The 26,087-nt window shown below is 33.4% G+C and carries 27 protein-coding genes; 23 read left to right on the forward strand and 4 right to left on the reverse strand.

Annotated elements, in window-relative coordinates:
* Positions 1-5: 5 nt before the first annotated feature.
* The 3 genes from C8J95_RS04980 (at position 6) to C8J95_RS04990 (ending at position 3,285) form a co-directional block, all read left to right on the forward strand.
* The gene (locus tag C8J95_RS04980) at positions 6-713 is read left to right on the forward strand and encodes an HTH domain-containing protein (RefSeq protein WP_107809263.1); all 708 of its coding nucleotides are present in this window, start codon (positions 6-8) and stop codon (positions 711-713) included.
* Positions 714-1,321: 608 nt separating this feature from the next.
* Positions 1,322-2,794 carry a hypothetical protein gene (locus C8J95_RS18915; RefSeq protein ID WP_255412720.1) on the forward strand — a complete coding sequence of 491 codons (1,473 nt, stop codon included), beginning with the start codon at positions 1,322-1,324 and terminating at the stop codon, positions 2,792-2,794.
* Positions 2,795-2,811: 17 nt separating this feature from the next.
* Entirely contained in the window at positions 2,812-3,285 is a 474-nt protein-coding gene (locus C8J95_RS04990; RefSeq protein WP_107809264.1) for a hypothetical protein, read from the forward strand.
* A gap of 456 nt (positions 3,286-3,741) precedes the next feature.
* Here the strand turns inward: C8J95_RS04990 and C8J95_RS04995 are convergent, their stop codons facing one another.
* The 3 genes from C8J95_RS04995 to C8J95_RS19145 form a co-directional block, all read right to left on the reverse strand.
* Positions 3,742-4,164 (reverse strand): hypothetical protein, encoded by a 423-nt coding sequence (locus C8J95_RS04995; RefSeq protein WP_107809265.1) that lies wholly within the window; start codon positions 4,162-4,164, stop codon positions 3,742-3,744.
* Positions 4,152-5,603, reverse strand: a complete 1,452-nt coding sequence (locus C8J95_RS05000; protein ID WP_107809266.1) for a hypothetical protein — start codon at positions 5,601-5,603, stop codon at positions 4,152-4,154. Before C8J95_RS05000 ends, C8J95_RS04995 begins: the two co-directional genes overlap by 13 nt.
* A 171-nt stretch (positions 5,604-5,774) precedes the next feature.
* Positions 5,775-6,014, reverse strand: a complete 240-nt coding sequence (locus C8J95_RS19145) for a glucosaminidase domain-containing protein (protein WP_107809436.1) — start codon at positions 6,012-6,014, stop codon at positions 5,775-5,777.
* 102 nt (positions 6,015-6,116) lie between these two features.
* Between C8J95_RS19145 and C8J95_RS05010 the strand changes: the two genes are divergently transcribed.
* The 20 genes from C8J95_RS05010 to C8J95_RS05105 all read left to right on the forward strand — a co-directional run bounded on the left by C8J95_RS05010 (position 6,117) and on the right by C8J95_RS05105 (position 25,015).
* A complete protein-coding gene (locus C8J95_RS05010; protein WP_107809267.1) occupies positions 6,117-6,629 on the forward strand; it encodes a hypothetical protein in 513 nt (170 codons plus the stop codon).
* 6 nt (positions 6,630-6,635) lie between these two features.
* Entirely contained in the window at positions 6,636-7,232 is a 597-nt protein-coding gene (locus C8J95_RS05015; RefSeq protein ID WP_107809268.1) for a hypothetical protein, read from the forward strand.
* A gap of 532 nt (positions 7,233-7,764) precedes the next feature.
* Positions 7,765-8,853 carry an alpha/beta fold hydrolase gene (locus C8J95_RS05020; RefSeq protein ID WP_107809269.1) on the forward strand — a complete coding sequence of 363 codons (1,089 nt, stop codon included), beginning with the start codon at positions 7,765-7,767 and terminating at the stop codon, positions 8,851-8,853.
* Positions 8,850-10,271 carry a S41 family peptidase gene (locus tag C8J95_RS05025; protein ID WP_107809270.1) on the forward strand — a complete coding sequence of 474 codons (1,422 nt, stop codon included), beginning with the start codon at positions 8,850-8,852 and terminating at the stop codon, positions 10,269-10,271. The genes C8J95_RS05020 and C8J95_RS05025 overlap by 4 nt, the downstream gene beginning before the upstream one ends.
* A 546-nt stretch (positions 10,272-10,817) precedes the next feature.
* The gene (locus C8J95_RS05030) at positions 10,818-13,058 is read left to right on the forward strand and encodes a type VI secretion system Vgr family protein (RefSeq protein WP_107809271.1); all 2,241 of its coding nucleotides are present in this window, start codon (positions 10,818-10,820) and stop codon (positions 13,056-13,058) included.
* Positions 13,059-13,075: 17 nt separating this feature from the next.
* Positions 13,076-13,819, forward strand: a complete 744-nt coding sequence (locus C8J95_RS05035) for a hypothetical protein (protein WP_107809272.1) — start codon at positions 13,076-13,078, stop codon at positions 13,817-13,819.
* A gap of 8 nt (positions 13,820-13,827) precedes the next feature.
* The gene (locus tag C8J95_RS05040; RefSeq protein WP_107809273.1) at positions 13,828-14,340 is read left to right on the forward strand and encodes a hypothetical protein; all 513 of its coding nucleotides are present in this window, start codon (positions 13,828-13,830) and stop codon (positions 14,338-14,340) included.
* 58 nt (positions 14,341-14,398) lie between these two features.
* The gene (locus C8J95_RS05045; protein WP_107809274.1) at positions 14,399-15,811 is read left to right on the forward strand and encodes a hypothetical protein; all 1,413 of its coding nucleotides are present in this window, start codon (positions 14,399-14,401) and stop codon (positions 15,809-15,811) included.
* Positions 15,798-16,247, forward strand: a complete 450-nt coding sequence (locus C8J95_RS05050; protein WP_107809275.1) for a hypothetical protein — start codon at positions 15,798-15,800, stop codon at positions 16,245-16,247. The genes C8J95_RS05045 and C8J95_RS05050 overlap by 14 nt, the downstream gene beginning before the upstream one ends.
* A gap of 2 nt (positions 16,248-16,249) precedes the next feature.
* Positions 16,250-16,579, forward strand: a complete 330-nt coding sequence (locus C8J95_RS05055; RefSeq protein WP_107809276.1) for a DUF4280 domain-containing protein — start codon at positions 16,250-16,252, stop codon at positions 16,577-16,579.
* A gap of 204 nt (positions 16,580-16,783) precedes the next feature.
* Positions 16,784-17,680: a hypothetical protein gene (locus tag C8J95_RS05060; protein ID WP_107809277.1), complete on the forward strand. Its 897-nt coding sequence runs from the start codon at positions 16,784-16,786 to the stop codon at positions 17,678-17,680.
* Positions 17,681-17,942: 262 nt separating this feature from the next.
* Entirely contained in the window at positions 17,943-18,692 is a 750-nt protein-coding gene (locus C8J95_RS05065; protein WP_107809278.1) for a sulfite exporter TauE/SafE family protein, read from the forward strand.
* Between the two features lies 1 nt (position 18,693).
* Complete coding sequence (locus C8J95_RS05070) at positions 18,694-18,936, forward strand: MoaD/ThiS family protein (protein ID WP_107809279.1); 243 nt, start codon at positions 18,694-18,696, stop codon at positions 18,934-18,936.
* Between the two features lie 5 nt (positions 18,937-18,941).
* On the forward strand, positions 18,942-19,358 hold the full coding sequence (locus tag C8J95_RS05075) for a molybdenum cofactor biosynthesis protein MoaE (RefSeq protein WP_107809280.1): 417 nt from the start codon (positions 18,942-18,944) through the stop codon (positions 19,356-19,358).
* Between the two features lie 49 nt (positions 19,359-19,407).
* Positions 19,408-20,283, forward strand: coding sequence for a formate dehydrogenase accessory sulfurtransferase FdhD (gene fdhD, locus C8J95_RS05080; RefSeq protein ID WP_107809281.1), 876 nt, complete (start codon positions 19,408-19,410; stop codon positions 20,281-20,283).
* A complete protein-coding gene (locus C8J95_RS05085; protein ID WP_107809282.1) occupies positions 20,280-20,630 on the forward strand; it encodes a hypothetical protein in 351 nt (116 codons plus the stop codon). The genes fdhD and C8J95_RS05085 overlap by 4 nt, the downstream gene beginning before the upstream one ends.
* Before the next feature lie 21 nt (positions 20,631-20,651).
* Positions 20,652-23,045, forward strand: a complete 2,394-nt coding sequence (locus C8J95_RS05090; protein WP_107809283.1) for an FdhF/YdeP family oxidoreductase — start codon at positions 20,652-20,654, stop codon at positions 23,043-23,045.
* A 23-nt stretch (positions 23,046-23,068) separates the two neighbouring features.
* Positions 23,069-23,554 carry a molybdopterin-dependent oxidoreductase gene (locus C8J95_RS05095; protein WP_107809284.1) on the forward strand — a complete coding sequence of 162 codons (486 nt, stop codon included), beginning with the start codon at positions 23,069-23,071 and terminating at the stop codon, positions 23,552-23,554.
* A 29-nt stretch (positions 23,555-23,583) separates the two neighbouring features.
* Positions 23,584-24,495 carry a bestrophin family protein gene (locus tag C8J95_RS05100; RefSeq protein ID WP_107809285.1) on the forward strand — a complete coding sequence of 304 codons (912 nt, stop codon included), beginning with the start codon at positions 23,584-23,586 and terminating at the stop codon, positions 24,493-24,495.
* A 130-nt stretch (positions 24,496-24,625) separates the two neighbouring features.
* Positions 24,626-25,015 carry a VOC family protein gene (locus tag C8J95_RS05105; RefSeq protein WP_107809286.1) on the forward strand — a complete coding sequence of 130 codons (390 nt, stop codon included), beginning with the start codon at positions 24,626-24,628 and terminating at the stop codon, positions 25,013-25,015.
* Positions 25,016-25,043: 28 nt separating this feature from the next.
* On the opposite strand, the gene C8J95_RS05110 is transcribed toward C8J95_RS05105, so the two are convergent.
* Complete coding sequence (locus tag C8J95_RS05110) at positions 25,044-26,087, reverse strand: HesA/MoeB/ThiF family protein (RefSeq protein WP_107809287.1); 1,044 nt, start codon at positions 26,085-26,087, stop codon at positions 25,044-25,046.

Here is a 26,087-nt window from a genome sequence, read left to right on the forward strand (position 1 = left end):
ATGATATGAATAATAAGAAAGCAAAAAGCCCCTCCAAAAATAAGGGTGTACAAAAGTTTACAGAAATAGAGAAAAAAATAAATACTGTTTTTGAGCTAAAGAAAGTTACCATTAATGATATTACAAACTTCAATAAAGAGGAACAAGATTACTTCTCTGATGAGGTTAACAGGCGTATTAATAAGCTTCAGGGAGAAGAGCAAGAAAAGCTATATACAAAGCTAGAAGATGTTTTGCATCCGGATATTAAAAATCAGCGTTGGGAGGTTAACCATTATAATATCATGTGGGCAATATCGACCCTTACCAAGGAATACGCAAACTTCCCACCTGTGAATTTTATTGCAGAAAAGCTTAATTTAAGCAGAACAACAATATATAAACATCTAAAAACCTTCAAAGAATCTGCTCTATACAAAGAGCAACAGCAAAGTATAGAACTCATGGCAGATAAGATTATTTGGCAAATGTACTCGCTTGCTGACAGAGGTGATGTAAAAGCTGCAAGGTTATTTTTGGATATAGCAGGTAAAACCGGAAAGAATGAAAGCAGAAAACCTCATCAAATAAAAAACCAGAATAATTTTATCCAGATTAACGGAATGGTATTCAATGAACAGATACTAAATAAACTCTCCCCGGATCAATTAAGCAGTATTGAAGGAATCTTGAAAACAGTTACTTTAAAAGACCAAAATACAATCGAGGAATAAAACGTATGACAACATATTTATACATTTCGTAGAGACTAATAATTCTGCATTACTTATTTTAAGGCGTTAAAAATCGATTTAATTTGAAAAAGCAATTAAGATATAATAAAGTGGAGAAAAACTTTAAAAACAACCCTCTATTGAGTTTTTATGCTTTATTACCCGCAAACAAGAAAAGGTTTTTCCGAAGTCATTATGCACGCACATAACATATTAGAAATAAAGATTATTTCACGGTCATTTTACGGGGAATAAAAGCAGAATATAAAAAAGGTTTTTCCACGGTCAATGGCTACCAAATACAACGGTTTTTTTACTCGTAAAAAATAGTGGTAAACGATGCATTCTCTAATTATTTAGGTTTTAATTATCAGAAATATAAATAACCTGTACAAGGAACAAGAATAATTTATATATTAGCACCAGAATAAATTTTTTTTCATATAAAATTTTGTGTTTTATGTGATTCGAAGCACCCTTGGGAAGATGGGGTGCTTTCTTATTTGGTACTTGTAATGTTAAATTTTCATTCATTTACGGGAAACCGTATTTTGTTTTTAAAATATTATCCTATATTTAACACAATAAATTATAAAAAAGCACATTTTATGAAGAAATTTCTATTCTATCCCTGTTTATGGGGAGTTCTGACTTTATCCTTGTTATCTTCTTGTCGAACAGAAGATAATATTTCCAAACAAAATCAGGAAGACAAACGTTTTGCAACATTCACTTCTCAATCGGGGAAAACAATTAACTATGCCAATGGCTTTGCATCCCTGATGATAAAGTATGATGAACTAAACAAATCCAATTTATCAGGAATTGCTAATAAACCAATATTAAAAGCCTCATCTGATCAAAATACATCTACTACAGGCTCTTATATAGAGTTCAATGTACGTTCTCAGGTTATAAAGAATACAGATGGCAATATATGGGTTGTTTTTCCTAAAGTTGAAAATGGAACTGTAACCAGTTTAATTGTTTCATTATTATCTGAAAAAGAAACCAAGCTATCCTATTATACTATAGATAAGAATGATGAGTTTTATAAAACTAATGTTCCGTTATTTCAAGAAGCCTATAATAGGTATAAGAAAAGAAATGTGCGCTTAGCATTGAGTGCTAGTGCAAGTATACAATTCATGGCAAATAATGATTGTGATAATAGACCGGATGAAAGATGTAGTGAAATTGAAGAAGTAATTATTACTAATCCCAGACCAATTAAAACACCTAATAAAGACATAACTTTACCAACAGGAGACCAAACTGATAATAGTATTCCGGGAAGTGATTGCGGAACATTTGGAGACTGCTTTGGAGGTGGAGGGGGTGGAGGCACCGGTACTGGTACTCCACAACAAGATGCTTGTAGTAAGGCGAAAATAGCAAGCGTAACAGCTAATAATATCACGCAAGACTTACAAGTTAAAGAAAAAGCGCTTGATCCACTTAACAAAATAAGAACCGATAAAGTTGAGCATGGTATAGGAGTTGGTAGAAATTCTAATAGAAATATAACTGTATCTCCAATTTCCACAGGAGTGGCTGATCAAACTACGGTTCAGGCACCTGATGGCGATTATGTATTTAATGCTCATACACATCCTTCTGGAACTGATACTCCACATTCTGGACCGGATTTATATAATGCATTAGAAAATATTGCTAAATCGTCATCATTCGAAGGAACTCTCGTTATTAATAGCTCAGGGACAACTTATGGAATTTTTGTAAATGATAGGAACGCTGTCATAGAGTTTTTAAAAAAATATCCAAAAGAAGGTAATTTAGGGTCAAAAGAGTTTAATACTTCAAATGATATAGGTAAGGACTATAACGCAATAAGAGATAGTTTTAGTTCAGGTAGAAGCCCTAGTAATGGTCTAGCAGAACAAACAGCAGGAATGGAAGCGGCATTATCTTATGTTATACAAAAATATAATATGGGAGTTAGCATTCTGAAAGCAGATAAAAATGGTAACTTTAAAGGAATAACGGCTAAGGCCGAAAAAGTATACGATCCTGTTAATAAGGAATATAAAGATGGTTATTCTTCAAATCTATGTAATTAACAATTAATATAATAAATATGAAAGCAAATATTCTAATAATAACAGCGATGCTTACAATATTTTCTTGTAAAGCACAACAAAATAATAACTATTCGAAGAGTTATAGTGAAAATGTAACTAAATTAAAAAAGGTAATTCCAAATAAGGTAAGTTTTTATGGGAAGCCTCTTTATACGTTTTTACAAGATTTAAATGATAAAAATATAACTATACGGGAAGGTTATAATGCCGATGAATGGGATAATGATAAATTAAGATTATATTTTATAGATTGGGATTCCAGGAATACTTTGAAAGATGGAGAAATTGCTTCATCAATTTTAATCACATTTGACAAACCTTTTGAGAAGGATAAAGCAAGTAGTATTGTCAAAGAAAACAGAGCGAAATGGAATGAAAATATGGTGAACTTTTTTAAAGATATGATCATAAAAGAAATTGCTTTTGAAAATGTATCGGGTATTAATGCATTAGGTAGTAAGCCTAAATAAATTTATGGACAATGTTATCTATATACCCCCTGACTAATTGAACCGAACCCTGAATCAAAATATTTTCAATCATATGCTTGGCGATACATTACCTAAAAAGTAATTATAAAAATAATAGCAAAAACAACTTTAGCGGAACAATAGTGGTAACAAATTAAATAAGATAGCTTAAAAATGCCTTAAAACCTGTGATTCATATATTCCTCATGGGGCTACAAGCCGCTCGATAAACAGGGCGGCTTTTTATTTTTACCCCCACTTTTACCCCCGAAAATATTATTTACAATCAATTTTTAAATAAAAAAGGTCCCGATTTCTCAGGACCAACCAAATCACATTCCCATACAATAACCTTTGGGGGTTTGTAATACTCTTCAAATGTAAATAGAAACATTTTTGAAGTTTTATGGATTACCGTAAGGAAAAGAAAAACCCCGAAGTTAGTCGGGGTTATATTTATTCGACAATTCCTTGAGAGGTTTCTATAGGTTTATGCAGCTTCTTTGCATTTATATCATAATAAACTTTATATATTTTAGTTTTCATAGGAACACTCCAGAAGTAAAGATTTTTTTTATCTTCATTTGAAACAAATCGTTTAGGGTAAAGCTTTACTTCTAGTAATTTAGGGGAGGTAAAATCAATAATACTGTAATCTCTATAATACTCTGGATAACCATTGTTAATTTTACTAAAGGATTCTTCAAATTCTTTTAGCAACTGTACGTATTTAGCTTTACCTCCGACTCTTTTAAATTCAGTTGTTTCTGAAACGCCTTCTACTGTCCCAATCTTTATATATTTAAGGCGGCTCTGGCTATAATAAAAAGTATTTACCCCCAGAAATAGGCAAAATCCTATTAATTTTATTTTCCACATGGTGCTTTTCTATTAAATGTATTATTCGCTTCAGTAATTTTATCTTTTTTTGCCTGAGAAAGAGCATCATAAGCTTTGGTTCTTTGAAGTCCTGTCCAAGCCAAATTTTCATAATCAGCCTTACTATGATTATACCCATCAAATTGCCCTAAGGCAGCTACCATTTTAGGTATATAGTATTCAGTCATAAATCTATGCTGAGAGTTTTCATCTTTGTATAACTCCTTGCTATAAGCTTCCAATAAAGCAGGGAGACTTTCAGAATTTATTTCTTTTATATTGTCGCCATTCCATCCTACGTTTACTAAATCATGAAACATTTTAGCATGAATCATTTCATGAATATAAGTTGTAGCAATACCTAAATCTGTTGAACCCAATGCATCTGGATTCATGGTAATAGTGATATAGCCATTCTTTATATTTTCAGGATTAGTTTGTCCAGTTGTAATAGTTCCGGGTGGGGACGAAATAGGTTTTATTATAAAACTTAAATTAAGTATAGAACTACTTCCTTTAAAATTGCCTAATAAATTATTAAACAGTCCTACCTTACTTTTTAGATTCTGATAAACATCATTTGCACATTTATTATCTCTCAAATTTCTATCATCTATATGATCTTTTGCCCATTCATCACCAGATTGACCTAAAGCTCCACTACCTCCACCGCCACCTTTATAGGGAGGACAGTTTTCATACATTTCACAACCTCCACCCGGACCAACAGGGGGGAGTTTTATATCCTGTGGTAATGGAGGAGGTATTACTGGTGGTGGCGGTACTTTAGGTACTGTAATAGTAACACCCGGAATTTCTTTTTCAGGTCCACTGCTTCCACCGTCTCCCTCTTTATTGGTGTCATTCTCTCCGTTTCCATTAATACTTATTCCATGAGTTTTAATTGGTGGGGCTAATGCTACCGGAGAACTTCCGGGAGGGAATTTACCGGACGCAGGAATATGAATCGGTCTATCATTTTCTCTGTCTACAGCGAGAAAGCGTTGCATAGTTTCAGAATAGCCTTTCTGGTTCTCCTCTAAAACAGTATACCTTAAAGAAGTATCATTGTTTTCTAAAATTGCCATAATCAATCCATTAATACTATTATCTTTTCTTAACGGAAAAACCATTGCTTTAGTACCATCCTCTAGTGTAAATAGTTGAGAGTGAATTCTGAAATCTATAACTCCAAAATCTTTGGCTACTAATTTTTGATCTTTTTCTTTAATACTGTTTTCCTTAAAGTAGTTCTGATAGAGATAAGCAAAGCCTTGAACATAATTAATTTTTTCGCCTTTAGACTTTGGAATAAAAACAGCAAACCGTTTATCTTCTACTTGTTTTTGAGTGATCACACCATCTTCAGTACGGCAAGACTGCAAGACGGATAATATTAGAATGCCCCATAACAAAGCTTTTAATAAATTTTTTGTCATATATGTTAAAGTTTTGTTTTCGGTGTGTTAAACTTAAAAATAATTTTTCATATATTTGTTTAACATAATTTATTTTCTTTTACAGGAAACCGTAATGCTGTTAAAAAGTTTATAGTATAAAGAAAAATCCCAGCAACTTGTGCTGGGCAATTGAACATCTCATTTTTTTAGTTATACGAATTTTACAATACTTCTAACTACATCTTTTAAGACTTTTGCATAATCTGGAGCAGTAGCAATTACATCAATAAATTTATTAGGATCTGATTTAACAGTTAATGCAGCTGCATACCTTTTGTTCCGGAAAAAGGAATTAGCATGATCTGTGAAGCTTTTTTCAGGTGTCTTATATTTTCGGAAATAGTCTTTTCTGATATGTTTAAAAATTTTGCACCATTTTTTATTTCCTATTTATTTTTTGGAAACTAGAATAGCCCCATCTTTATTTACAAACCAATACATGTATATTTGTAAACACAATTAGTCTGGCGTCAATAATTTAGGATACTTGTTATGATTGAAGATTTTAAAACTAAGCTGCTCGAAAACATTCCGCTAACTAACGAAGAAATAGGAGACATGGAATCAAGATTGAATAGTTTCAAAGCCAAGATAACAATCATTTTGAGCTTTGCTACGGTTTTGGTTATGGTATTTGTTTCTTTTCTCATAAAAGATAATTTTAAAACTTTCAAATACTACGATTATATGTTGTTTGCAATGGCGGGGTTTGCTTTATTTGGGCTTGGTTATCTGATGGGACAGTTAGTTTTGTGGTACGATACTGCGAACTGGAAAAAAGACAAGGCTGCAGGGAAAAATGAATTGGTGGGCATCATTATCAATCGTGATAAAACAGAGTACGGAGAGTATTTTACTTTTGCCGGAGCAAATAAAAATGAAAAGATAAGAATAAAAGTAGCACAGGAAGATTATTCCCGCTATGCGATAGGTGACAGGTTATCCGTTATATATTTAAAGTTTAGCAAAGAAGCGCTGAAAATAAATCCAATATTTACAAAATAGCTGTTTATGAATACCTATCACTTCCGTTTTAACAATGGCAAGAAAACTGCGACTATTTTGTTTTGGTTTTTTGCTACTTTGCTTACTGTTTCACTAACAGGTGCTATGATTGTTGTATTACCAAATCCGCGTCCGTTTTTTCCTGCCTGGATATTGCTAATATCTTTTCCATTGATGTTAATGGCTATTTACAGGTTATTTAAAGTAGCCACCAAAAGAGGGGCGAGTGACATTATTTCGCTTAGTCAAGAAGGCTTTATTAGCTCCTGCTTCGGTGAAGTTCTGTTTTCGGAAATACAATCCATTCAAGTACCAGTAAGAGAAATAAGTTTACTTGGTGGGCTACAGTGGGCTTATTACAAAAAAACAGATGCTGATCCACCTAACCTGAAATTTTCGATTGTCACCAAAGATGGGAAAATGTTAACTTTTATATTGAATGAATGGGGTGGGCTTTATAATTCGAAAGAAGACTTTTCTATTTTCTTCAATTTTATCACAGTGCTAGCCGATCATTTGTATCAGCTACATTACCTCAACGAACCATATAAAAGCTATTTGAAGATCCTTGATGAAGAAGGTTTCTGGAGAATACCGGGTTAAATTAATATGAAATCTTCTGTTTTAGATATATTCCATAGAACCGATCCGGAATTTGAATATCTCGCATAATTCCTGCAGATAATGTAAGACATCATCTATTTTTTTCTGGACCATGCCCAAAAAAAAGAAGTCAATATTCCTACTGCCAAAAATTCTAAAGTAAATTGTATTTCATTAGCTATAGCCGCAATAAAATTGAGTTTGAGATAAGGTGTAAAATGGAAAACAGGAAGTAACATCCCTTCGGTTAAATAAATTAAAATTCCGGCTAAAATTATTTTTTGCCAGGCTTTTCCAAAATGTAATACACTATTAATTCAAAAAATAAAATTATATTTTTTTACTATGACTTGGTTGTTTTATATTCAAAAAAGTAAATCTTAAAATTAAAATAAATTTTAATGGCCAAAATTGATTACGCCATATTATATGACAACTTTATCTTTTTTGTTTTAAATATTCAATATTTCTATATCTCTTTATTGGGAATTATAAATATATTTGCGTCCAGCCATTTTAAATATTAATATAAATGAAAAAAGTACTTACTCTTTTTTTTCTCATCAACTCATTTATTGGATTGATACAAGCTCAAACTCCTGTCAAAAAGGATTCTATAAGCCAGTCTAGTCTTTATAAACAATACAAATCGGAGTTTGAGCAATATGAAAAGCAGTATGGAAAGTATATCCAAACCAACAATACAAAAATGCATTATTTGGAATGGGGAAGTACTAAAAATCCTACTCTTATTTGGATTCCTGGAACATATAGTAATGGCTATGAGCTTTACGAAATCATAGAACAGCTTGTTCAGCTTAATTTACATGTTATAGCTGTAGATTATTATGGACACGGCTTTACTTCAATTCCTAAAAAGGATGTTTCCATATACGATGTAGCGGATGATATCAAGTTTTTGCTAGATAAATTGAATATAAAAAAAGCAATTGTTGGTGGTTGGTCAAGAGGAGGAAGCATAAGTACCGCTTTTTATGATGCCTATCCAGATATGGTCCAGGCGCTTATTCTGGAAGATGGCGGTTCAGTAGCCTGGGATTCTGGCGTGAAAGCTTCAGATATTGAGAAAGATATTGTAGAAACAAAACAATATTATAAAAATAAAAAAACATTGGTATTTGATACCGAATTTGAAGCCTACTGGTATATGTACAATAATTGGGGAATAAAAGGAAAGCAGGATGAAAAACTTAAGAAAGAAATATTTACATCATATGCAAGGATTAAGAAAAATGAAGCCGGAAAATATGAAATAAATCCCGGCGCGGAAGAGCTGACTGGAGAAAATTCTGCAGAAGAAAATATTGCTATTATCTATACACCATTTACAGCAAAAAAAGCTTTTGGAGCTTCTACGCATCAGCTCAATCCCAAAATTATTTACCGTAATCTCAACAAGCCAATGCTTATTTTTGACCCTGTCAGTAAAAATGACTGGTTCGATTTTAAGGATGAAAATACTGCGCTCACAAATGCTCACCAACAGTACATTACTCATAAGATCTATAAAGATACATGGCACGGTGTGAAAGATGAAAGGCCAACGGAAGTAATAAAGGATATCAAGACATTTTTAATTCAAAATAAACTTATCAAATGAGATTGCTACTAATTACTTTTTTGGTTTGTAATTTCTGCACTGCACAAAAAAAAGATTTATTATTAGATAAAACTTTAAAGAAAGATAGCATAGAAGCTGAGTTTGCAAAGCTCTATAATTTGACCAATACCATCCATCCCGGACAGTTTATGTTTTGCTCGAAAGCTAATTTTGATAAAACATATTTAGATCTAAAAAACTCAATCAAAACAGATTTGTCAATTGTTGATTATTACAGATTAACAGCTACTCTAATGGCGAAAATAAAAGATGGACACACAACAGTTGACAGAACAAAAATCAGCAATTTACTGAAAGACCGGGCAGTTTTTCCTTTCAGCATTTATAAAATTAAAGACAAGTATTATTTAGATAAATCTATCCCGGAAAATAAAGACTATGTGGGGCTGAGAATTTTAAAGATAAATGGAAAAGAACTCAGCTCAATCGTTAATGATATTCAGAAATACATTCATCTCGAAGGCAAGAATGAAACTGGATTGAATGTGCGATTCAGAAATTTCCCTTTTTATTATTTCATTTATAATCCGACAGGCAAGTTTGAAATCGAATATTTGGATCAAAAAGAGCAGAAGCAAAAGCTCGTTTTAAAAGGAGTAGTATATGAGACTTATTCAAAAGAAATCAAATACAATACAGAGCCATTAACCACCGAATTCAAGACAGATAATTTGGCTATTCTGAAATTTCATTCCTTTGAGAATGGCTATAACGAAGCCGACAGAAAAATTGCAGAAAAGAAATTGGACGTTTTCTTTAGCCGGCTTGATAGTCTGAAAACCAAAAACCTCATCATCGATTTACGAGATAACGCAGGTGGTTCTGCTGATATTGCAAACTATTTATTTTCATATTTAACCAATAAATCTTATTACTACCTTGATTATTTTGGAGCAAAGTATAATACGACAAAGCAATGGAAACATTATGCCCAATATCCTAATAATATTGAAGATATAATTATAACCGAAACCAAGCGCAAAAATGGATTGAATTGCTATACAGAAACTGACGCTACAGATTATTGGTGGTTTGAAAAGCAGCATAATAAACCCAATTACTATAAAGGGAAAATCAAAGTTCTGATTAATGGTGGCAGTTTTTCAACTACGGGACATTTGTTGGCATTGATGCGGGAGTATAAGGTTGGAAAATTTTATGGAGAATACTCCCAAGGGAGTAACTACAGCAATGCTGGCGGACAAGCATTTGTGTTACCTTATTCTAAAATATTGGTTTGGATACCTACTTTTCAGTATAAAATGAGAACTCCGAATTTCCAATACGACCCAAAAGGAATAAAACCGGATCTAGAAATACAAATTGAACCAAGCGATTTGAAGACAGGGTTTGACAGACAAATGGATTTTGTAGTAAAGCAGATAGAGAGCAATTGAGTAGGTAGGTACAAACCTAAGATAAATAATGCTTATTGAACCTTAATAAAAACATTTCTTCCAACTTTGCACTGTGCAAGATTTATTCCTGGGCAATGGAGGCGTGTTTTGGTCATATCCTGCTAAATAAGTAACAAGAGGTTTTACAATTATATTTTAGTCCCCAGACATAAAATTATGGACCGGATCATGGATCTTTTTAATAGTGTTTATTGAACTATATTGGTGTATAAGCAAAGTTTTCATTGAGTTACAAACCATCTTATTACAAAAACAGTCTTTTATTTTACATTTATTATTTCTCTCTTAAAATGCTATTAGCAACAAGTAACACAAATTATAAATGTCCAAGCAGAGCTATTTGAAAAAGATATTGAGAAGGTTTTATAATACCAATATTTTAACAGATATAATAATTCAACAGTCGTAGAAATACTACAATTTGTAAAATACATATGATTAATATCATACAGTATATAATAATCGTGTACTTTTACTAAAACCCATTGTCCAATAATATTTTGGGTATCAAAAAACACGAATAATATGGAAAGAGTAAATGATGGACATGTTCAACCATCTAAGTTCCGTCACCCAGATAATGCTGAAAAAATAGCAAAAAATTATATTGCTGGACTACAAAGAATAGTTCAGTTAAAAATTATTATAGAAGGAGAAGAGACTATTACTCATTTTAAATATTTTAAACTCAATCAAAGCACCATAAAACATCACGAGTTTGAGTTAATACTTGCTCATGATATTTTAAAAAATGTCCAGAATCATTACCTTGAAGATGTTCAAAAATTTTTAGGAAGAAAAGTAACAATATTTATACGCTATAAAGATACTTTAGGTGATAGTCCTGAAAGAGTATTTGTAGGAGTGATTACTAAAGTAGTATTTAACCAAGAGCAAGGTAACCTGGGTGATGTCATATTGAAAGGATACAGTCCAACTATTTTATTAGATGCAGCACCACATACTCAAAGTTTTGGTGGAGAACTCTCTGTGAATACTGGGATTATAGCAGATCAAATAATTAAACAAGGACTGGATATAAAATATAAGACACGTATTGAAAACAACTACAGAGGTTCAATCAGCTATTCCACACAATATAACGAGACACATTATAATTACCTGTGCCGTTTGGCTGAAGCTTATGGAGAACAATTCTTTTATGATGGTGAAATATTGCATTTTGGGAGTTTACCTCCATCTAATCCACCCATAAAGCTTGCATATGGAAGTAGCATTAGTAATATCTCTATAGAGATGAATGCTATACATACTAAACCTATTTTTTTTGGTTACAATAGCAGTAGTAACGAAAAGTTGGCAGCTTCGGATATTAATATCCGTCATATGGGGGATTTAGCACAAAAAAGCTATCAACTTAATCAGAATATTTTTAAAACTAAATCACTGATACCTGCACCTATTAATGCTGGTATGTTTATGGATGTTACTGACACTCAGAAAAGCGCAATAGGTAGCAAAGTGGTGGAGGTTTTAAAGGTTACAGGAGATACAACAATACCATTTCTTTTCCCTAGCTGTGTTATAGATTTGGAGATGAGAAAATCCAATACCAGCGAAACATCTTATTTTACACGCTTGATGATAGTTGAAGCACTGCACGAAGTAGATGCAAGAGGTTATTATAAAGGTAGTTTTCAAGCTATTGCTGAAGGAACAGGTTTCCTGCCTAAGCCTATTTTTATTATACCAAAAGCTGAGCCTCAAATTGCCAACGTAATCTCTAATGTAGATCCATTAAATCAAGGGCGGGTTAAGGTCCAATTCGACTGGCAACAAAATAATACAACGCATTTTATTAGAGTGATGAGTCCTGATGCCGGTGGTACAGGAACAATTACTCAAAATAGAGGTTTTGTGGCTATTCCAGAAATTGGAGACCAGATTATGGTAGGGTTTGAATATCATCATCCTGATTTTCCTTTTGTAATGGGAGGAATGTTTCATGGTGGAATAGGATTAGGAGGAAGTATTGATAACAAGGTAAAATCTATTCAGACAAGAAGTGGTCATCGCTTAATTTTTACAGAGGATGAAAGTATTTTATTAACTGATAAAAGTGGAAATGAGCTCCGTTTCGATACCAAAGGTAGTAATATTAATATTATAGCTCCGGAAACTATTACTATAAAGTCCAAGAATCTAAAATTTGATATTGAGGAAAATATCGAAACCAAAGCTGGAAAAAATATGGAAACCAATATTGGGCAGAATATTAAGATTATTGCCCGAGATGAGATAAGCCAAGATAGTGGCAAGAAAACTATTATTTCATCAGGAGCAAATACTGAAATATCAGCTAAAGCTTACTTAGATTTATATGGAAAAGAGAAATTTATTGGTTATACGGATGGGCATGCTGAACTCGGAGCTAAAGATAGGATGCATGTTTACGGAGCTAATTCACTACTTACAGCTAAAAATAAGATTGAGTATAAAGCTCCACAAATGAATAAACTTCCGGAAAATGGAGAATTTGATTATACCAGAGAAAAGCAAATTGTAAGTGTACAATGGATGGATAATGTAATGGAGGAAAATATAGACACTGCCTTTTTCGGGGATAAAGTCAGTCTTTTGGTATATACAAGAAATTATGAGGAAGGAGAGGTGATAGATGTTGAAGTAGAACATAAAATTGGTGATGAAATAAAAGATGTAACATATTCCGGAACAGTAAATAAGGAGGGGTTTGCTGAATTAAAGGAAAAAGTAGAGATAAAAACACAAAAAAATAATGTTTAATATTTAAATACATTATTATGACAAGTACTCTCACTGTAAAAAATGTAAATGGAAATACGAAATTTCAGCCAAATATTCAAGTTATAACCGGAGGGATAATTGGGGTTAGTAAAGTATCGGGTCTTAGAATACTGGATGAAATTCAAAATTCATTCTATAACCATGAAAGCATTAAAAAGATTTTTAAATTAGAAGATAATGGGTTGAAAATGCATACAATAGCCAGAAATGATTTAGAGGCAGCTATTATAGGCCAAAATACAGATATTAGATCATTAGCTTACGCATATTATCTTGCAATAAATTCAAATAAATCTCATTATGTTGATATGACATTTTCATATGAAACATTAAATAGCCGTTCAATTAGTGCATTAAGCTTACCTGCAAGAACAAAGGGTTTACAAGCAGATAAAAATTATGGTGGTGGTGTTAATACAGGTTATTCAACAGGAACATTAACAGTAGTAGTTATGGATTCCAAAGCAGATATTGGAGATTTCACTTATGCACCCAATGGAACTCAATATCCAAGACATTCGACACCAGCTGAACTATTGGCCCATGAACTGTTAGGGCATGGTTATGGAAGAGTTGAAAATTCTGCAACTTATGGGCATGAAGATGCTGTAAGAATGAGTAATCTATACTGGAGGGCCAGAGGGTATCATAATTTTTATAGAAATGGATCATGGCACGGAACCCAGGTCTTGTTAAATAAGATATCCGCAAATCAAATTCCTACGCATTTTCAAAAATAATAACGATTATGAATATAATTAAACTCTTCACTATTTGTCTATTCTTTGCACCCTTAATATTTTTTGGTTGCTCTCAGAAGAATGAAAGTAAAATATCCCAAATAGAAAAGCGACAGATAAGAGAAACAAAAAAAGAAAAATATAATTCCTCAAATATTATTATTGTCAATTTTGATAATAAAATAACTTTAAAATGGGATGCTGCTCATAATATGCTTGTTAAGGATACCTCATATTATGAAATATTAAAAAATAAGAAGAAAATAGAAATTATTTCAAACAGTATCTCTAACAATGAAGACCTGAAAGTAAAAGTTTGTAGTAAGGAAGAGGCTAATTTAAAAAAAGGAGATGTCGCTTTTTTATATTTGCTTGAAAATCAAAAGATTTATTTATTTTCATGTTTGAAATTACAATTTGATGTAATAAATAAAAATTGTAAATATCCTGTTAATCTACTTAATTATATTGAAAAGCAACGATTTAAAGTGCAAAAACAGATTAAAAGCTGCATAGAATAAATCTTTAAATAATCAATATAAAATTATCAATGAAATAGCTATTAAATATAGTAATACAATGGCTGGAACTTTAACAGTAAAAAAAGTAAATGGAAAAGGCAACTTTCAACATGTTGTTCTGGATGTTCTTGCGGAAAAAATCTACATGAACGATGGAGTAGCACTATTCCCTTTTATGTCAGCCGAGTATTACTTTGTAAGGATAGATAATGAGAGTAGTGGTTTTAATGGTGTTGAACCTAATTATGTAGAATTTTTTCATAGAATTAGAAAGGCAAACAGGGAAAGTAAAAAAAATAATAAAGAAGAAAAATGGATTCATCCTAATCTTTTTTCGAACCGACCTCCAGGACAACTTGGTATTATTGAAAGAGTCTTTATTGGAGGGAAAGTATTTCCTGTAATGATGCTAATCTATAGCACTGAGTTTGTTGGAGTGGTTCGTAAATCTGCAGATGCTGGAAAAATATCTATAAAGAAGATAAGTCTCAATACATCAGTTGGAAAATTCATATCAGGAAGTGCACGTTATAATGAATTTGACAACAGATATATTAGTATTGATAATGATAAAATTTCTATAATGTTGCCTAAGATTACTGAAATGGGAATTGATTATACAGGTTTGTTATATGACTTTCTTACTAACGGTGACCAAACAATGATCGCTGCCACACATGGTGAATTTCCAAATATGGAATTGTACGAACTGGCAACTGATAAGAAAAGATTGCAAAATGGTTGTTGGCTAACAAAAGACAGAAAAGATGGTAAATATGGAAATCTTACTTATCAGTTTGCCTGTAATTATATAATAGAAAAAAAACTTCAAGGAGTTATAGCACCTTTCGAACAAATTTATTCTTTTTATGAATTTGTAGACCAAGCTTTACCTAAATTTAAACATAAATGCAGATGGACAAAAGGCGCTAAGAAGCTTGTAAAGGCTTTAACAATGTTGGAAGGAGGAAGCTCCTTTATTTATAATGATGTTGAAACAATTCTTTCAGAACTTAATTTGGGTATTTGTGACTATGCTATAACGCAATTTTACGAATTATTTAATGGGAAATATGCGACAAAACCACTAGATACGCTGGAGAAAGCTTATGAATTTGATAAAAAATTTATAAATTATGAACAAGGTACGGTAGCAGTACCTATCTATAATAAAACATCAGAAAAAACCATCCAAAGATATCAAGATATGGCAGATCAAGATGCCAAGGGACAGCATGGAACCGGAAGCTGGTTTATGGATAAGATTGTTAGAGATAAAGTAATCCCAGAGTTCGACGATCCATGGAATGCATCGGTAAAAGATGCCGGGTTTCGTATAGATTTGCCTTTACTAATGCTTTGGCTGGACAGACATAAACCAACTTCAGCTCCTTTTAAAGGAAAAGTAGATGAAAATGGCTATCTAAAAGAAAAATATAAAAAAATTATCAGAGTTTATGAAATCAAATAGGTCAATTAATAAAATCAAATTTTTCTCATTAATTTGGGTGTTACATATTTTTGTTTATTATACAATCTATGTAATTCTTCTAAGAATTATTGAAAACAATTATCAAGAATTTTATACGGTTTTAGGAGGTTTTATAGGAGGGATAATGGGTTGGTTTGAACAGATACCTTTTTTTATAATAATTCCAATTATAATTATGGCTATTCTGGTAAATACAATTTTTGTGAAGAAATGGTATACAGCATATATAGCAACAGTTATTATTGCTTATTTATTAGATTATTTATGGCTGCTTTTAGAAGGAAAAAACAATAGAATCTTATTTTCTACAATGGATATTAATCTTATTTACATTATTGTTCCCTCTTTATTGATAACAATATTAATTAACTGGCTTATTTTCAAAAAGAAGTATAAAATAATAGAACATAATTAGTAATGTCTCAGTACGTAACAGATACAACCCAGCTTAGGTGTGATAAAGGAAGCATTCCAACCCCTATCATAGTAACAAGTCAATCTTTCATTTGTATCGAAGGAAAATTACAAGCTACAGAAGAGGATAAACAACCTAATGTCAATATAAAACCTTTTGGAGTGTGCAGCATTACAAAATCATTATGTAATCCAGCTCCAATTAAATGGGATAATACCTCTGTGTTTGAAATTGATGATAAAAAAGAACTTTTGGATTGCTCAACTTGTAAGTGTTCAATAGGTGGTAAAATTATAGTTGTAAGGTCAAATCAGAATTTTGTTAAAGAATAATTATAATTACTTTTTTACAGTAAAATTTAAAGACACTGTATAAAATTATTAAGACTATTTGCTTTTAATAATATATCACATATATAATTGACTAGTACGACTTAAAATAGATTTGGTATCAATATTATTTATAATGTTTTAAGAATCTATGGATATACTTATATTTGAATAATTCTTATAACTTTCTTCTACATAAATAAAAAAATGATATTAAATAGAAATGCCGGAATTGGACTTTTTGAAAAAAATAACCATAATGAAGAAGGTCTCTTTCTTTTTGATTTTAATACCCAAGAAAGAAAATATCTAAAAGCATATGCGGAGTGGAAGCCTGAAAGTATTTCACCTGATGGAAATAAAATTGTAATCACAAATTATCCGTCAACAAAAACAAAGTATTCTAAAACAGACTTGATAGTAATGGACTGCAGTAGTCAAAACGTATTATTTGACACTCATAAATATTTTGTTCTTGATACAGCATTTGATGCGACAGGAAGCAAACTATTAGTTACTGCACATAAAATAAAAACTTTCTGTCTTGACATATTAAAAAATGAAATAATTGCTGAACTTCCTAAAGAACTCAGACTCTACAATGGAGATTTGGATTTGGAACATAATAGTTTCATAATGCCATATGAAAAGGCAAAAGATACTTGTCATACGTTCGACTTTACAACAAATGAAATAGGAATTCAAAGATTTGGGATAAGAGAGAAAATTCGCAGGATTAAGTATTCTATTGATTCATCTCAAATTTACGCTATTTCAGAAGCTAATATTTTGTATTGTTTTGACGAATATTATAAAATTAAATGGAGTAAAGATTTTAATGATATAGGTAGAATTGATTCCTCAGATATATTTATAACTGATGATAATAATTATATTGCAGTGGAAGCAGCGGATGTAAAAACAAATGATTGGGGAACTGATTTTGTAATTGAATGTAATAGTGGAGAAATTGTAAATCAAATTGAAGGATATCAGTACCGTGGAAGATTTGCAACGGACTATTTCGAAAATAAGGTTTTACTTCATACCTTCAAAACGATAGACCTGATAACCGGACATATCTCAGAAGAAAAAATAATTTGAAAATACATTTTTGAAGAAACATAGAGCTCTTTCATAAGAGAGTGTTTTTTTGCAAAGCCATATATAACTCATCTGTTTTATTTAAATACCTATAGAGCCTATCCTCGGCTTAGGAACACTTCAATTTATAGATTTTGGTATGATAAACAATGCATGATATTCTTTTCACAATCTATAATACATTCTTTTATATTCAGTTAATCAGTTTAGTACCAAAAATCAGTATTATTGTAATAGTAAAATTAATACCGGTGGAAAGCCTATGGGACATTGGGAACTTCTGTTATTTTTCTTGGTAATTGCATTTGTTTATTCATCTGTTGGCTTTGGTGGCGGATCCAGTTATCTTGCGGTCCTGGCAATGTATAGTCTGCCATATCAGGAAATGCGTTTAACAGCTTTAATTTGTAATATAATTGTCGTTACTGGCGGAGTGTATATTTATATCAAAAACAATCAGATCAATTGGCGCAAGATCCTACCCATTACTCTTGTCAGCGTGCCCATGGCCTATATAGGTGCTGTATTAAAGATTAGTCAGGAAACATTTTTTCTGATTCTGGGAGTTACTTTAATTATCGCTGCGGTATTATTATGGATAAAAACTGAGACAAAGAATGAAGAAACTATTTTGGAAGAATCAAAGTCCTCAGTAGCCAGAAATAGCTTTTTAGGAGGTGGTATAGGCTTTTTATCCGGGCTGGTAGGCATTGGTGGTGGAATTTTCCTTTCTCCACTACTAAACCTGATGAAGTGGGATACACCGCGGAAAATTGCAGCTACATCCAGTGTTTTTATACTGGTCAATTCGATCTCCGGTATTGTAGGACAATTAACTAAACTATCAGCCGAAATAGATTTTATAAGGATTCTTAGCCTATGCCTGGCTGTATTTATAGGTGGGCAAATAGGTTCCAGAATGTCACTGAAATGGAATCCTTTGATTATAAAGAGAATGACGGCTATTCTTGTATTAATAGCAGGTATCAATGTATTAATTAAATACTGGTAAAATGAAACTTAAAATATTAGCATTCGGAATTGCAAAAGATATTCTTGGCAGTGCAGAAAAAGAAATAGAATTGACAGATGAAATAACAGTAAAGGATTTAAAGACTAAGCTTGAGAGTGAATTTGCTGAATTAAAGCGTCTAAGATCTTATTTTATTGCTATTGACGATGAATATGCAGAAGATAATCAGATTATAAAAAGTACAAACGAAGTAGCAATAATACCTCCTGTAAGTGGAGGATAAATCATATGATTGATATAAAAATAACAGACAGCAAACTGGATATTACAGAATGCCTCAATTTAGCCAAAGATTTAGGCAGTGGTGGTATTGCAACTTTTATAGGAACTGTACGCAACAAAACTAAAGACAAACCAGTTGTTCGGCTGGAATATGAATGTTATCAGTCCATGGCTATTAAAGAAATCCGGAAAATAATAGATAAAGCAATATTGCAATTTTCAGTACGGAATGTAGTAGTTCATCACCGGACAGGAGTTTTACTTCCCGGAGAAGAAGCTGTAATTATAGTTGTGAGTGATGGCCACAGAGATGCTGTTTTCGATGCCTGTCGCTATATTATAGACACTATAAAACAAACGGTACCTATCTGGAAGAAAGAAATTTTTGAAGATGGTGAAGAGTGGGTTTCTGCACATCCGTAATTTTTGAGGAATAAAAATTTGTATATTTACTATATAAGTCTCTTTAGATATGAAAGCTAATGTCCTGGAAAGCAATTCCGTAAAAAAGGCAGAGATTATCAAAGTTAAGGATAACCAGAGTTTTTCTTATTCAGATGATATTGCTGTAGAGGAACCTTTGGAAATAAGAATTACTTACGGTACTAAGGAGCAAAAACAGAGCAAAAATATATCCGTAACGATGCGGACTCCCGGACATGATGAAGAGCTTGCTGCCGGTTTTCTGTTTACTGAAGGAATTATTTCCGGAGAGCAGCAAATTAGTAAAGTAGCACATCATCAGGCCGAATGTTCCCGAAATCAGGAGAATATTATAATCGCAGAATTGATTGACGATTTTATTCCGCAGCTGATGAAAACAGACCGTAATTTTTATACAACTTCCAGTTGCGGGGTCTGCGGAAAAGGCTCTATAGAATCTATCCGAACAGTAAGCCCTTTTAATAGTACTTATAAGGAAAATTGCATACTTTCTTTGGAAACCCTGTATCAGCTATCCGATAAACTTCGCTCGTTCCAGAGTAATTTCAGTACCACTGGTGGTATACATGCTTCAGGAATGTTTGATCTAAGTGGAAACTTACTGGCTTTACGGGAAGATGTAGGCCGGCATAATGCTTTGGATAAACTTATTGGCCATGCTTTGTTTACACAACAGTTACCCCTTAAAGACAAAATATTGGTATTAAGTGGGCGGGCAAGTTTCGAGCTTATTCAGAAAGCAGCAATGGCTGGGATTTCTGTTGTTGTTGCGATAGGAGCACCTTCAAGTCTTGCTGTTGATCTTGCAAAAGAATTCGACATCACCTTATTAGGTTTCCTTAGGGATAACCGATTCAATATTTACCATTCAGGCAGCAATTTTAAAATTGACAACTTATTATGAAAATAAGAATTAAAGATAATTCAGTAAGATTTCGTCTTACTCAGTCAGAAGTTCATGAACTAGGAGAGAATGGAATTGTATCCAGTTTAACTCAGTTTGCAGACCGTCCTTTTATTTATATGGTTAAAAGAACGAATGATACAGAACTTTCTGCAGATTTTGTTGAAAACAGAATCGTAATGAAAATGCCGGAAACTATGGTGGAGGAGCTTGTAATGACGGACAGAGTTGGCTTTGATGGCGAATCGGGGATTGTAAAGCTTCTGATAGAAAAGGACTTTGTTTGTATAGATAATACCGTGGAAGATCAGAGCGACAACTATCCCAATCCTAATATTAAATGTTAATCATCCTTAAATAAAAAGGTTATGGAAGGAATTGATAAAAATAAAATCGAAAAAGAGATCGGCAGAGAACCCAATGCCGAGAATCCCTTTACTTTATTAGACCTTAAACTTACTCATGTTGAGAGTAAAGCTGCAGGAATTCCTGCTGTACTGGCTGCATTTAGTGATTTATTTGAAGAAAAAACACCAGTCCGCGGAATGAGGGCATTATTCAAAATGAACCAGATGGGAGGTTTTGACTGCCCAAGCTGTGCATGGCCAGATCCGGATGACGAGCGTTCTGCTCTTGGTGAATATTGTGAAAATGGTGCTAAAGCGTTAGCAGAAGAGGCTACGACTAAAACTGTAACACCTGAATTTTTTAAACAAAATTCTTTATATGATCTTGCCAAATTAGATGACTATCAGATCGGTAAAATGGGAAGACTTACAGATCCTATGTATTTACCAAAAGGTGGTACGCATTACGAACCGATCAGCTGGGACAATGCTTTCAAAAAAATAGCTGAGCATCTCAATGCATTAGAATCTCCGAACGAAGCTGCTTTTTACACTTCGGGAAGAACAAGCAACGAGGCTTCTTTCGTCTATCAGTTATTTGCTAAAGAGTTTGGAACCAACAATATGCCCGATTGTTCCAATATGTGCCATGAAACATCAGGATCGGCATTGCGCCCTACTATAGGTATTGGTAAAGGAACGGTAACTTTAGAGGATTTTCATGATTCCGAAGTTATTATAATTATAGGACAAAATCCCGGAACCAATGCACCTAGAATGATGAGTGCACTGGCAAAAGCAAAGAAGAATGGTGCTAAAATTATAGCGGTTAATCCATTGCCTGAGGCTGGGCTAATGGGATTTATAAATCCGCAAAGTGTTAAAGATATTATTACCGGAGGCGTTCAGCTGGCAGATCTTTATTTACCTGTAAAGATAAATGGAGATATGGCACTTCTGAAGGCTCTTGAACTTTTATTAATAGAATTTGAGAAAAATAACCCGGGTAAGGTTTTCGATAATCAATTTATAGAGGATAAAACTACTGGTTATGAAGAATTCCTGAAACAATTTGACTATTATAAACTTGAAGTGCTGGCAGAACTTTCAGGAGTTTCTACGGAAGCATTACGCCAGGCTGCAGAAATAATTGCTTTCAAAAAACGAATTATCATCAGCTGGGGAATGGGGCTTACCCAACAGCCTAATGGTGTAGATATGTTACGCGAAATTCTGAATATTATACTGCTTAAAGGTAGTATAGGTATACAAGGTGGTGGACTTTGCCCTGTTCGTGGTCACAGCAATGTACAGGGAAACAGAACCATGATGATTGATGAAAAACCAACTGATGAGCAGCTTGACCGTCTTGAAAATTTCTTTGGATTCAAGGTTCCAAGGAAACATGGTTATGATGTTGTTCGCGCTATAAAGGCAATTCATGAGGAAAAAGTAAAAGTAATGTTTTGTATGGGCGGTAATTTTCTTTCCGCAACACCAGATACCACTTATACAGCAAACGCGTTAAGAAAACTTAATTTGCTGGTATGTGTTTCAACAAAACTGAACAGAGGACATTTGGTACATGGTAAGGAAGCTATAATTCTGCCAACATACGGGCGGAGTGACAAAGATATTGTAAATGGTGAAATACAGATTGTATCCACCGAGAATTCCATGGGAGTAGTTCAGGATTCCAAAGGTATGCTGGACGCTGTTTCTGATAATCTGGTAAACGAAACTCAGATTGTTTGCCGTATGGCAATGGCTACTTTAAGAGATCGGGCTGTTGTCAATTGGCAACGATATCACGACAGTTATGATGCTGTCCGTGATGATATAGAACAGTGTATTCCTGGTTTTGATGATTATAATATTCGTGTTCGCCAAAAAGGAGGCTTTTACCTACCCAATGCAGCACGAGATGAACAATACTTCTCAAAAGAATTAGGCGGGCGTGCACCGTTTACTTTGACAGAGATTCCTGATAACACACTTGCTTCCGACGAATACATGATGGCAACAACCAGAACCCATGATCAGTTTAATACAACAATCTATGGACTGGATGACAGATACCGAGGTATAAAGAATGAACGCCGCGTAATTTTTATGAATCAGAAAGATATTGATAAAGCCGGATTTAAAGCCGGAGATCGGGTAGATTTGTACAACTACGACGATGGTATCGAGAGGGTTGCACCTTTATTTATTATTGTTTCTTATAAAATTCCGGAAAAGAATACAGTAACCTACTTCCCGGAAACCAATGTATTGGTGTCTGTTAACAATGTGGTAAAGGAAAGCAATATGCCGGCATCCAAATACGTGAAAATAAAAATAAAAAAACACGATCCAGAAGTTTACAAAAAAGTAGATGAAATGCTATACCAGGGAGCTATTCAGAGACCATAAATTCTTTTTACAATCTATCATTTATGAAAAAAATACAGCTTTTAGCATTTCTATTTGTTTTTGGCTTTGCATTTAGCCAGTCCGATTTTAAGCTTAAAGTAAATGGGGATGTTTTACAACCACTGGAGCTTACAATGTCAGATTTATCAAAAATGCCACATAAAAATGCTTCTTTAAAGGATAAAGACGGTAATAATCATATCTATTCCGGAGTTGCTTTACAGGATATCCTTGCAAAAGCAGGCGTGACTTCCGGTAAAGAGCTGCATGGTGAAAATCTTTCCAAATACCTTCTGGTAAAATGTACAGACGGATATCAGGTATTATTTTCTCTTGCTGAATTAGATTCTTCGATAGCTGATAAAAACATAATTATAGCCGATACTGTGGATGGAAAACCTCTGCCGGTCGCAAAAGGTCCGCTCCGGATTATTGCTGAAGGGGAGAAGAAGCCGGCTAGAAGTTCTTATCAGGTAGCTGCCCTGGTCATCGGGAAAATTAGTAAATAGAATATATTTAAAAGCATTATTGAAGCAGTATGATTATACGAAAGAAAGAAAATTGGTTCAGAATGCTCTTCATCTGGCGAGGTTCTGTACTGCCGGCATTATTGCCACGGTTATTAATCTTGTTTACTTTATCATTATTAATAGTTTATTTTCACGGAACTATATTTTCATTCAAAATACCACTCAACACAGCGCCGCTCACATTATTTGGTTTTGTACTGGCTCTCTTTTTAGGATTTCGAAACAACGTTAGTTATGACCGTTTTTGGGAAGGAAGAAAGCTATGGGGTTCTTTGCTCAATATTTCACGTTCATTAATCCGACAGGCTCTTACTTTAGGCGATGCCAATAAAGATTCCGTATCGGAATTTGTTCAGTTAGTCAGTGCCTTTGTCTATGCACTAAAGCATCAGCTAAGAAGTACAGATCCAAGAGAAGATTTACAGATACGACTTACTGTCGAGCAATTTAGTATTGCCGAAGAATCAAGGTATAAACCTGTTATACTCATGAAATTAATGGCCGATTGGGTGAATCGGGCCAGATTGGAAAACAGAATAGACTCTATACAACAGTCCCGTTTTGATGAGAATTTTGACAGACTTTCGGATGTTGTCGGTGGCTGCGAAAGAATTGTATCAACGCCAATTCCGTATAGTTATCAGGTTTTATTACACCGTACCGTTTATATCTATTGTTTTTTACTGCCTTTTGCTTTAGTCGATTCTTTAGGATGGTTTATGCCTTTTATTGTTGTATTTATAGCTTATACCTTTGTTGCTTTTGAAGCTATTGCAGATGAGATTGAAGAACCTTTTGGCACCGAAGCCAACGATTTAGCACTGAATAGTATGTGTAAAATGATTGATGAAACAATTCATGAACTTGCGGGAGATCATATTCCGACATCACAAAAATCAAAGCAAACAATCATTGACTAATATTTTATAAATATCAGATTAAAACCATTAAGTACATTTTATCTGATTAAATAATTTCATCAGAAACTACTGACAAACTGCTGTCATAGCACCGGTTTATTTTTGTAGAGTAATTTAAAAACTCTAAAAAATGAACTTAGTATCAGTACGTATTATTACTGCAAATATTGAAAATTTAATTCACTTCTATGAAAATGTAACAGGAATTGAGGCTGTAAGATACACTCCTGATTTTGCTGAAATACGGACAGCAACAGCAACATTGGCTATTGGAAGTACCAAAACCTTACAGTTTTTTGGCGGCGAAACTATTGCTCAGCCAGCAAAGAATCAAACAGTAATCATAGAATTCTTCACGGAGGATGTTGACATGGAATATATACGTTTAAAGGAATTTCTGGCTTCCTGCGTTGTACAGGAACCTACAATAATGCCATGGGGAAATAAATCATTATTATTCAGAGATCCCGATGGCAACCTGATCAACTTTTTTACATCAGTTATCAGAGAATCCGTTTAGAAGTTGGGTTCTGTATAATATAGGGATATTATCGTGGCATATTATTAAGACCATCTTTTAAGGAGAAGACTTCTTTGTTGGGGAAAGCTTTTTTAATCTTTCTCGCGGCTTCTAAACTGCGTTTTCCCGACTGACAATATACCAGAACAGGCTGCAGGACAGAAGAAATATCATTCAACTGGTCCTGTAGTTTTTCTATTGGAATATTCTTGCCCCCAATATTAAATGCCTGATGCTCTTTCTCAGTTCGTACATCTATAATTTCAAAATGAGCTTTTCCCTGTTCAAATTGCTCAAAAGGGATTAGTGGAATTGTCTGTACCAAATTTGTAATCTGAACAGCAGTTGATTTCTTCAGTTTAATTACCTGAGTTTTTCCGGTCATTACACTTATCATCCATAATTTTCCGGCTAGAAGATCTTCTGATCCTGTTAAATATTTTATAGCTTCATTGGCCTGTATGCAGCCAATAATACCAGCCAGAGTAGGAATTACACCACCTTCTCTGCAGTTAGGAACTTGTGACTCTTCCACATCAGGAAAAACATCGCGGTAATTAGGGCTATAAGTACCATCATTTTGTAAGACATTCCATAGGCTAACCTGGCCCTCATGTTGATAAATAGCTCCGTATATCAAGGGTTTTCCGGTTAATACGCAAGCATCATTCAGTAAATATTTGGTTTCAAAATTATCTGTGCCTTCAATTACCAAATCATATTCCCGTATAAGGTCTATTACATTTTCAGAAGTTACTCTGAAATTTAGCGGGATAATATTTACAAAAAGATTCTGTTGCTGCAATCTTCTGGCAGCGACTTCTACTTTAGGAAGTCCTATATCATCGGGTGTGTATAAGATCTGGCGGTGCAGATTACTTAACGAAACAGTATCATTATCCACAATACCAATTGTACCTACACCAGAAGAGACAAGGTATTGTGAAGAAGGGCATCCAAGGCCGCCCATTCCTACAATCAGAATTTTGGCATTTTTCAATGATTCCTGAGAACTAATCCCAAATCCTGGTAAAGCAATCTGACATTGATAACGTTCAAAATGATCTTTCAT

The sequence above is a fragment of the Elizabethkingia sp. YR214 genome (genome assembly GCF_003058195.1).
Taxonomy (GTDB): domain Bacteria; phylum Bacteroidota; class Bacteroidia; order Flavobacteriales; family Weeksellaceae; genus Elizabethkingia.

Coding starts and splice junctions, on each gene's coding strand:
- C8J95_RS04980 (WP_107809263.1), top strand. CDS start 6: ATGAATAATAAGAAAGCAAAAAGCCCCTCCAAAAATAAGGGTGTACAA.
- C8J95_RS18915 (WP_255412720.1), top strand. CDS start 1,322: ATGAAGAAATTTCTATTCTATCCCTGTTTATGGGGAGTTCTGACTTTA.
- C8J95_RS04990 (WP_107809264.1), top strand. CDS start 2,812: ATGAAAGCAAATATTCTAATAATAACAGCGATGCTTACAATATTTTCT.
- C8J95_RS04995 (WP_107809265.1), bottom strand. CDS start 4,164: ATGTGGAAAATAAAATTAATAGGATTTTGCCTATTTCTGGGGGTAAAT.
- C8J95_RS05000 (WP_107809266.1), bottom strand. CDS start 5,603: ATGACAAAAAATTTATTAAAAGCTTTGTTATGGGGCATTCTAATATTA.
- C8J95_RS05010 (WP_107809267.1), top strand. CDS start 6,117: ATGATTGAAGATTTTAAAACTAAGCTGCTCGAAAACATTCCGCTAACT.
- C8J95_RS05015 (WP_107809268.1), top strand. CDS start 6,636: ATGAATACCTATCACTTCCGTTTTAACAATGGCAAGAAAACTGCGACT.
- C8J95_RS05020 (WP_107809269.1), top strand. CDS start 7,765: ATGAAAAAAGTACTTACTCTTTTTTTTCTCATCAACTCATTTATTGGA.
- C8J95_RS05025 (WP_107809270.1), top strand. CDS start 8,850: ATGAGATTGCTACTAATTACTTTTTTGGTTTGTAATTTCTGCACTGCA.
- C8J95_RS05030 (WP_107809271.1), top strand. CDS start 10,818: ATGGAAAGAGTAAATGATGGACATGTTCAACCATCTAAGTTCCGTCAC.
- C8J95_RS05035 (WP_107809272.1), top strand. CDS start 13,076: ATGACAAGTACTCTCACTGTAAAAAATGTAAATGGAAATACGAAATTT.
- C8J95_RS05040 (WP_107809273.1), top strand. CDS start 13,828: ATGAATATAATTAAACTCTTCACTATTTGTCTATTCTTTGCACCCTTA.
- C8J95_RS05045 (WP_107809274.1), top strand. CDS start 14,399: ATGGCTGGAACTTTAACAGTAAAAAAAGTAAATGGAAAAGGCAACTTT.
- C8J95_RS05050 (WP_107809275.1), top strand. CDS start 15,798: ATGAAATCAAATAGGTCAATTAATAAAATCAAATTTTTCTCATTAATT.
- C8J95_RS05055 (WP_107809276.1), top strand. CDS start 16,250: ATGTCTCAGTACGTAACAGATACAACCCAGCTTAGGTGTGATAAAGGA.
- C8J95_RS05060 (WP_107809277.1), top strand. CDS start 16,784: ATGATATTAAATAGAAATGCCGGAATTGGACTTTTTGAAAAAAATAAC.
- C8J95_RS05065 (WP_107809278.1), top strand. CDS start 17,943: ATGGGACATTGGGAACTTCTGTTATTTTTCTTGGTAATTGCATTTGTT.
- C8J95_RS05070 (WP_107809279.1), top strand. CDS start 18,694: ATGAAACTTAAAATATTAGCATTCGGAATTGCAAAAGATATTCTTGGC.
- C8J95_RS05075 (WP_107809280.1), top strand. CDS start 18,942: ATGATTGATATAAAAATAACAGACAGCAAACTGGATATTACAGAATGC.
- fdhD (WP_107809281.1), top strand. CDS start 19,408: ATGAAAGCTAATGTCCTGGAAAGCAATTCCGTAAAAAAGGCAGAGATT.
- C8J95_RS05085 (WP_107809282.1), top strand. CDS start 20,280: ATGAAAATAAGAATTAAAGATAATTCAGTAAGATTTCGTCTTACTCAG.
- C8J95_RS05090 (WP_107809283.1), top strand. CDS start 20,652: ATGGAAGGAATTGATAAAAATAAAATCGAAAAAGAGATCGGCAGAGAA.
- C8J95_RS05095 (WP_107809284.1), top strand. CDS start 23,069: ATGAAAAAAATACAGCTTTTAGCATTTCTATTTGTTTTTGGCTTTGCA.
- C8J95_RS05100 (WP_107809285.1), top strand. CDS start 23,584: ATGATTATACGAAAGAAAGAAAATTGGTTCAGAATGCTCTTCATCTGG.
- C8J95_RS05105 (WP_107809286.1), top strand. CDS start 24,626: ATGAACTTAGTATCAGTACGTATTATTACTGCAAATATTGAAAATTTA.
- C8J95_RS05110 (WP_107809287.1), bottom strand. CDS start 26,087: ATGAAAGATCATTTTGAACGTTATCAATGTCAGATTGCTTTACCAGGA.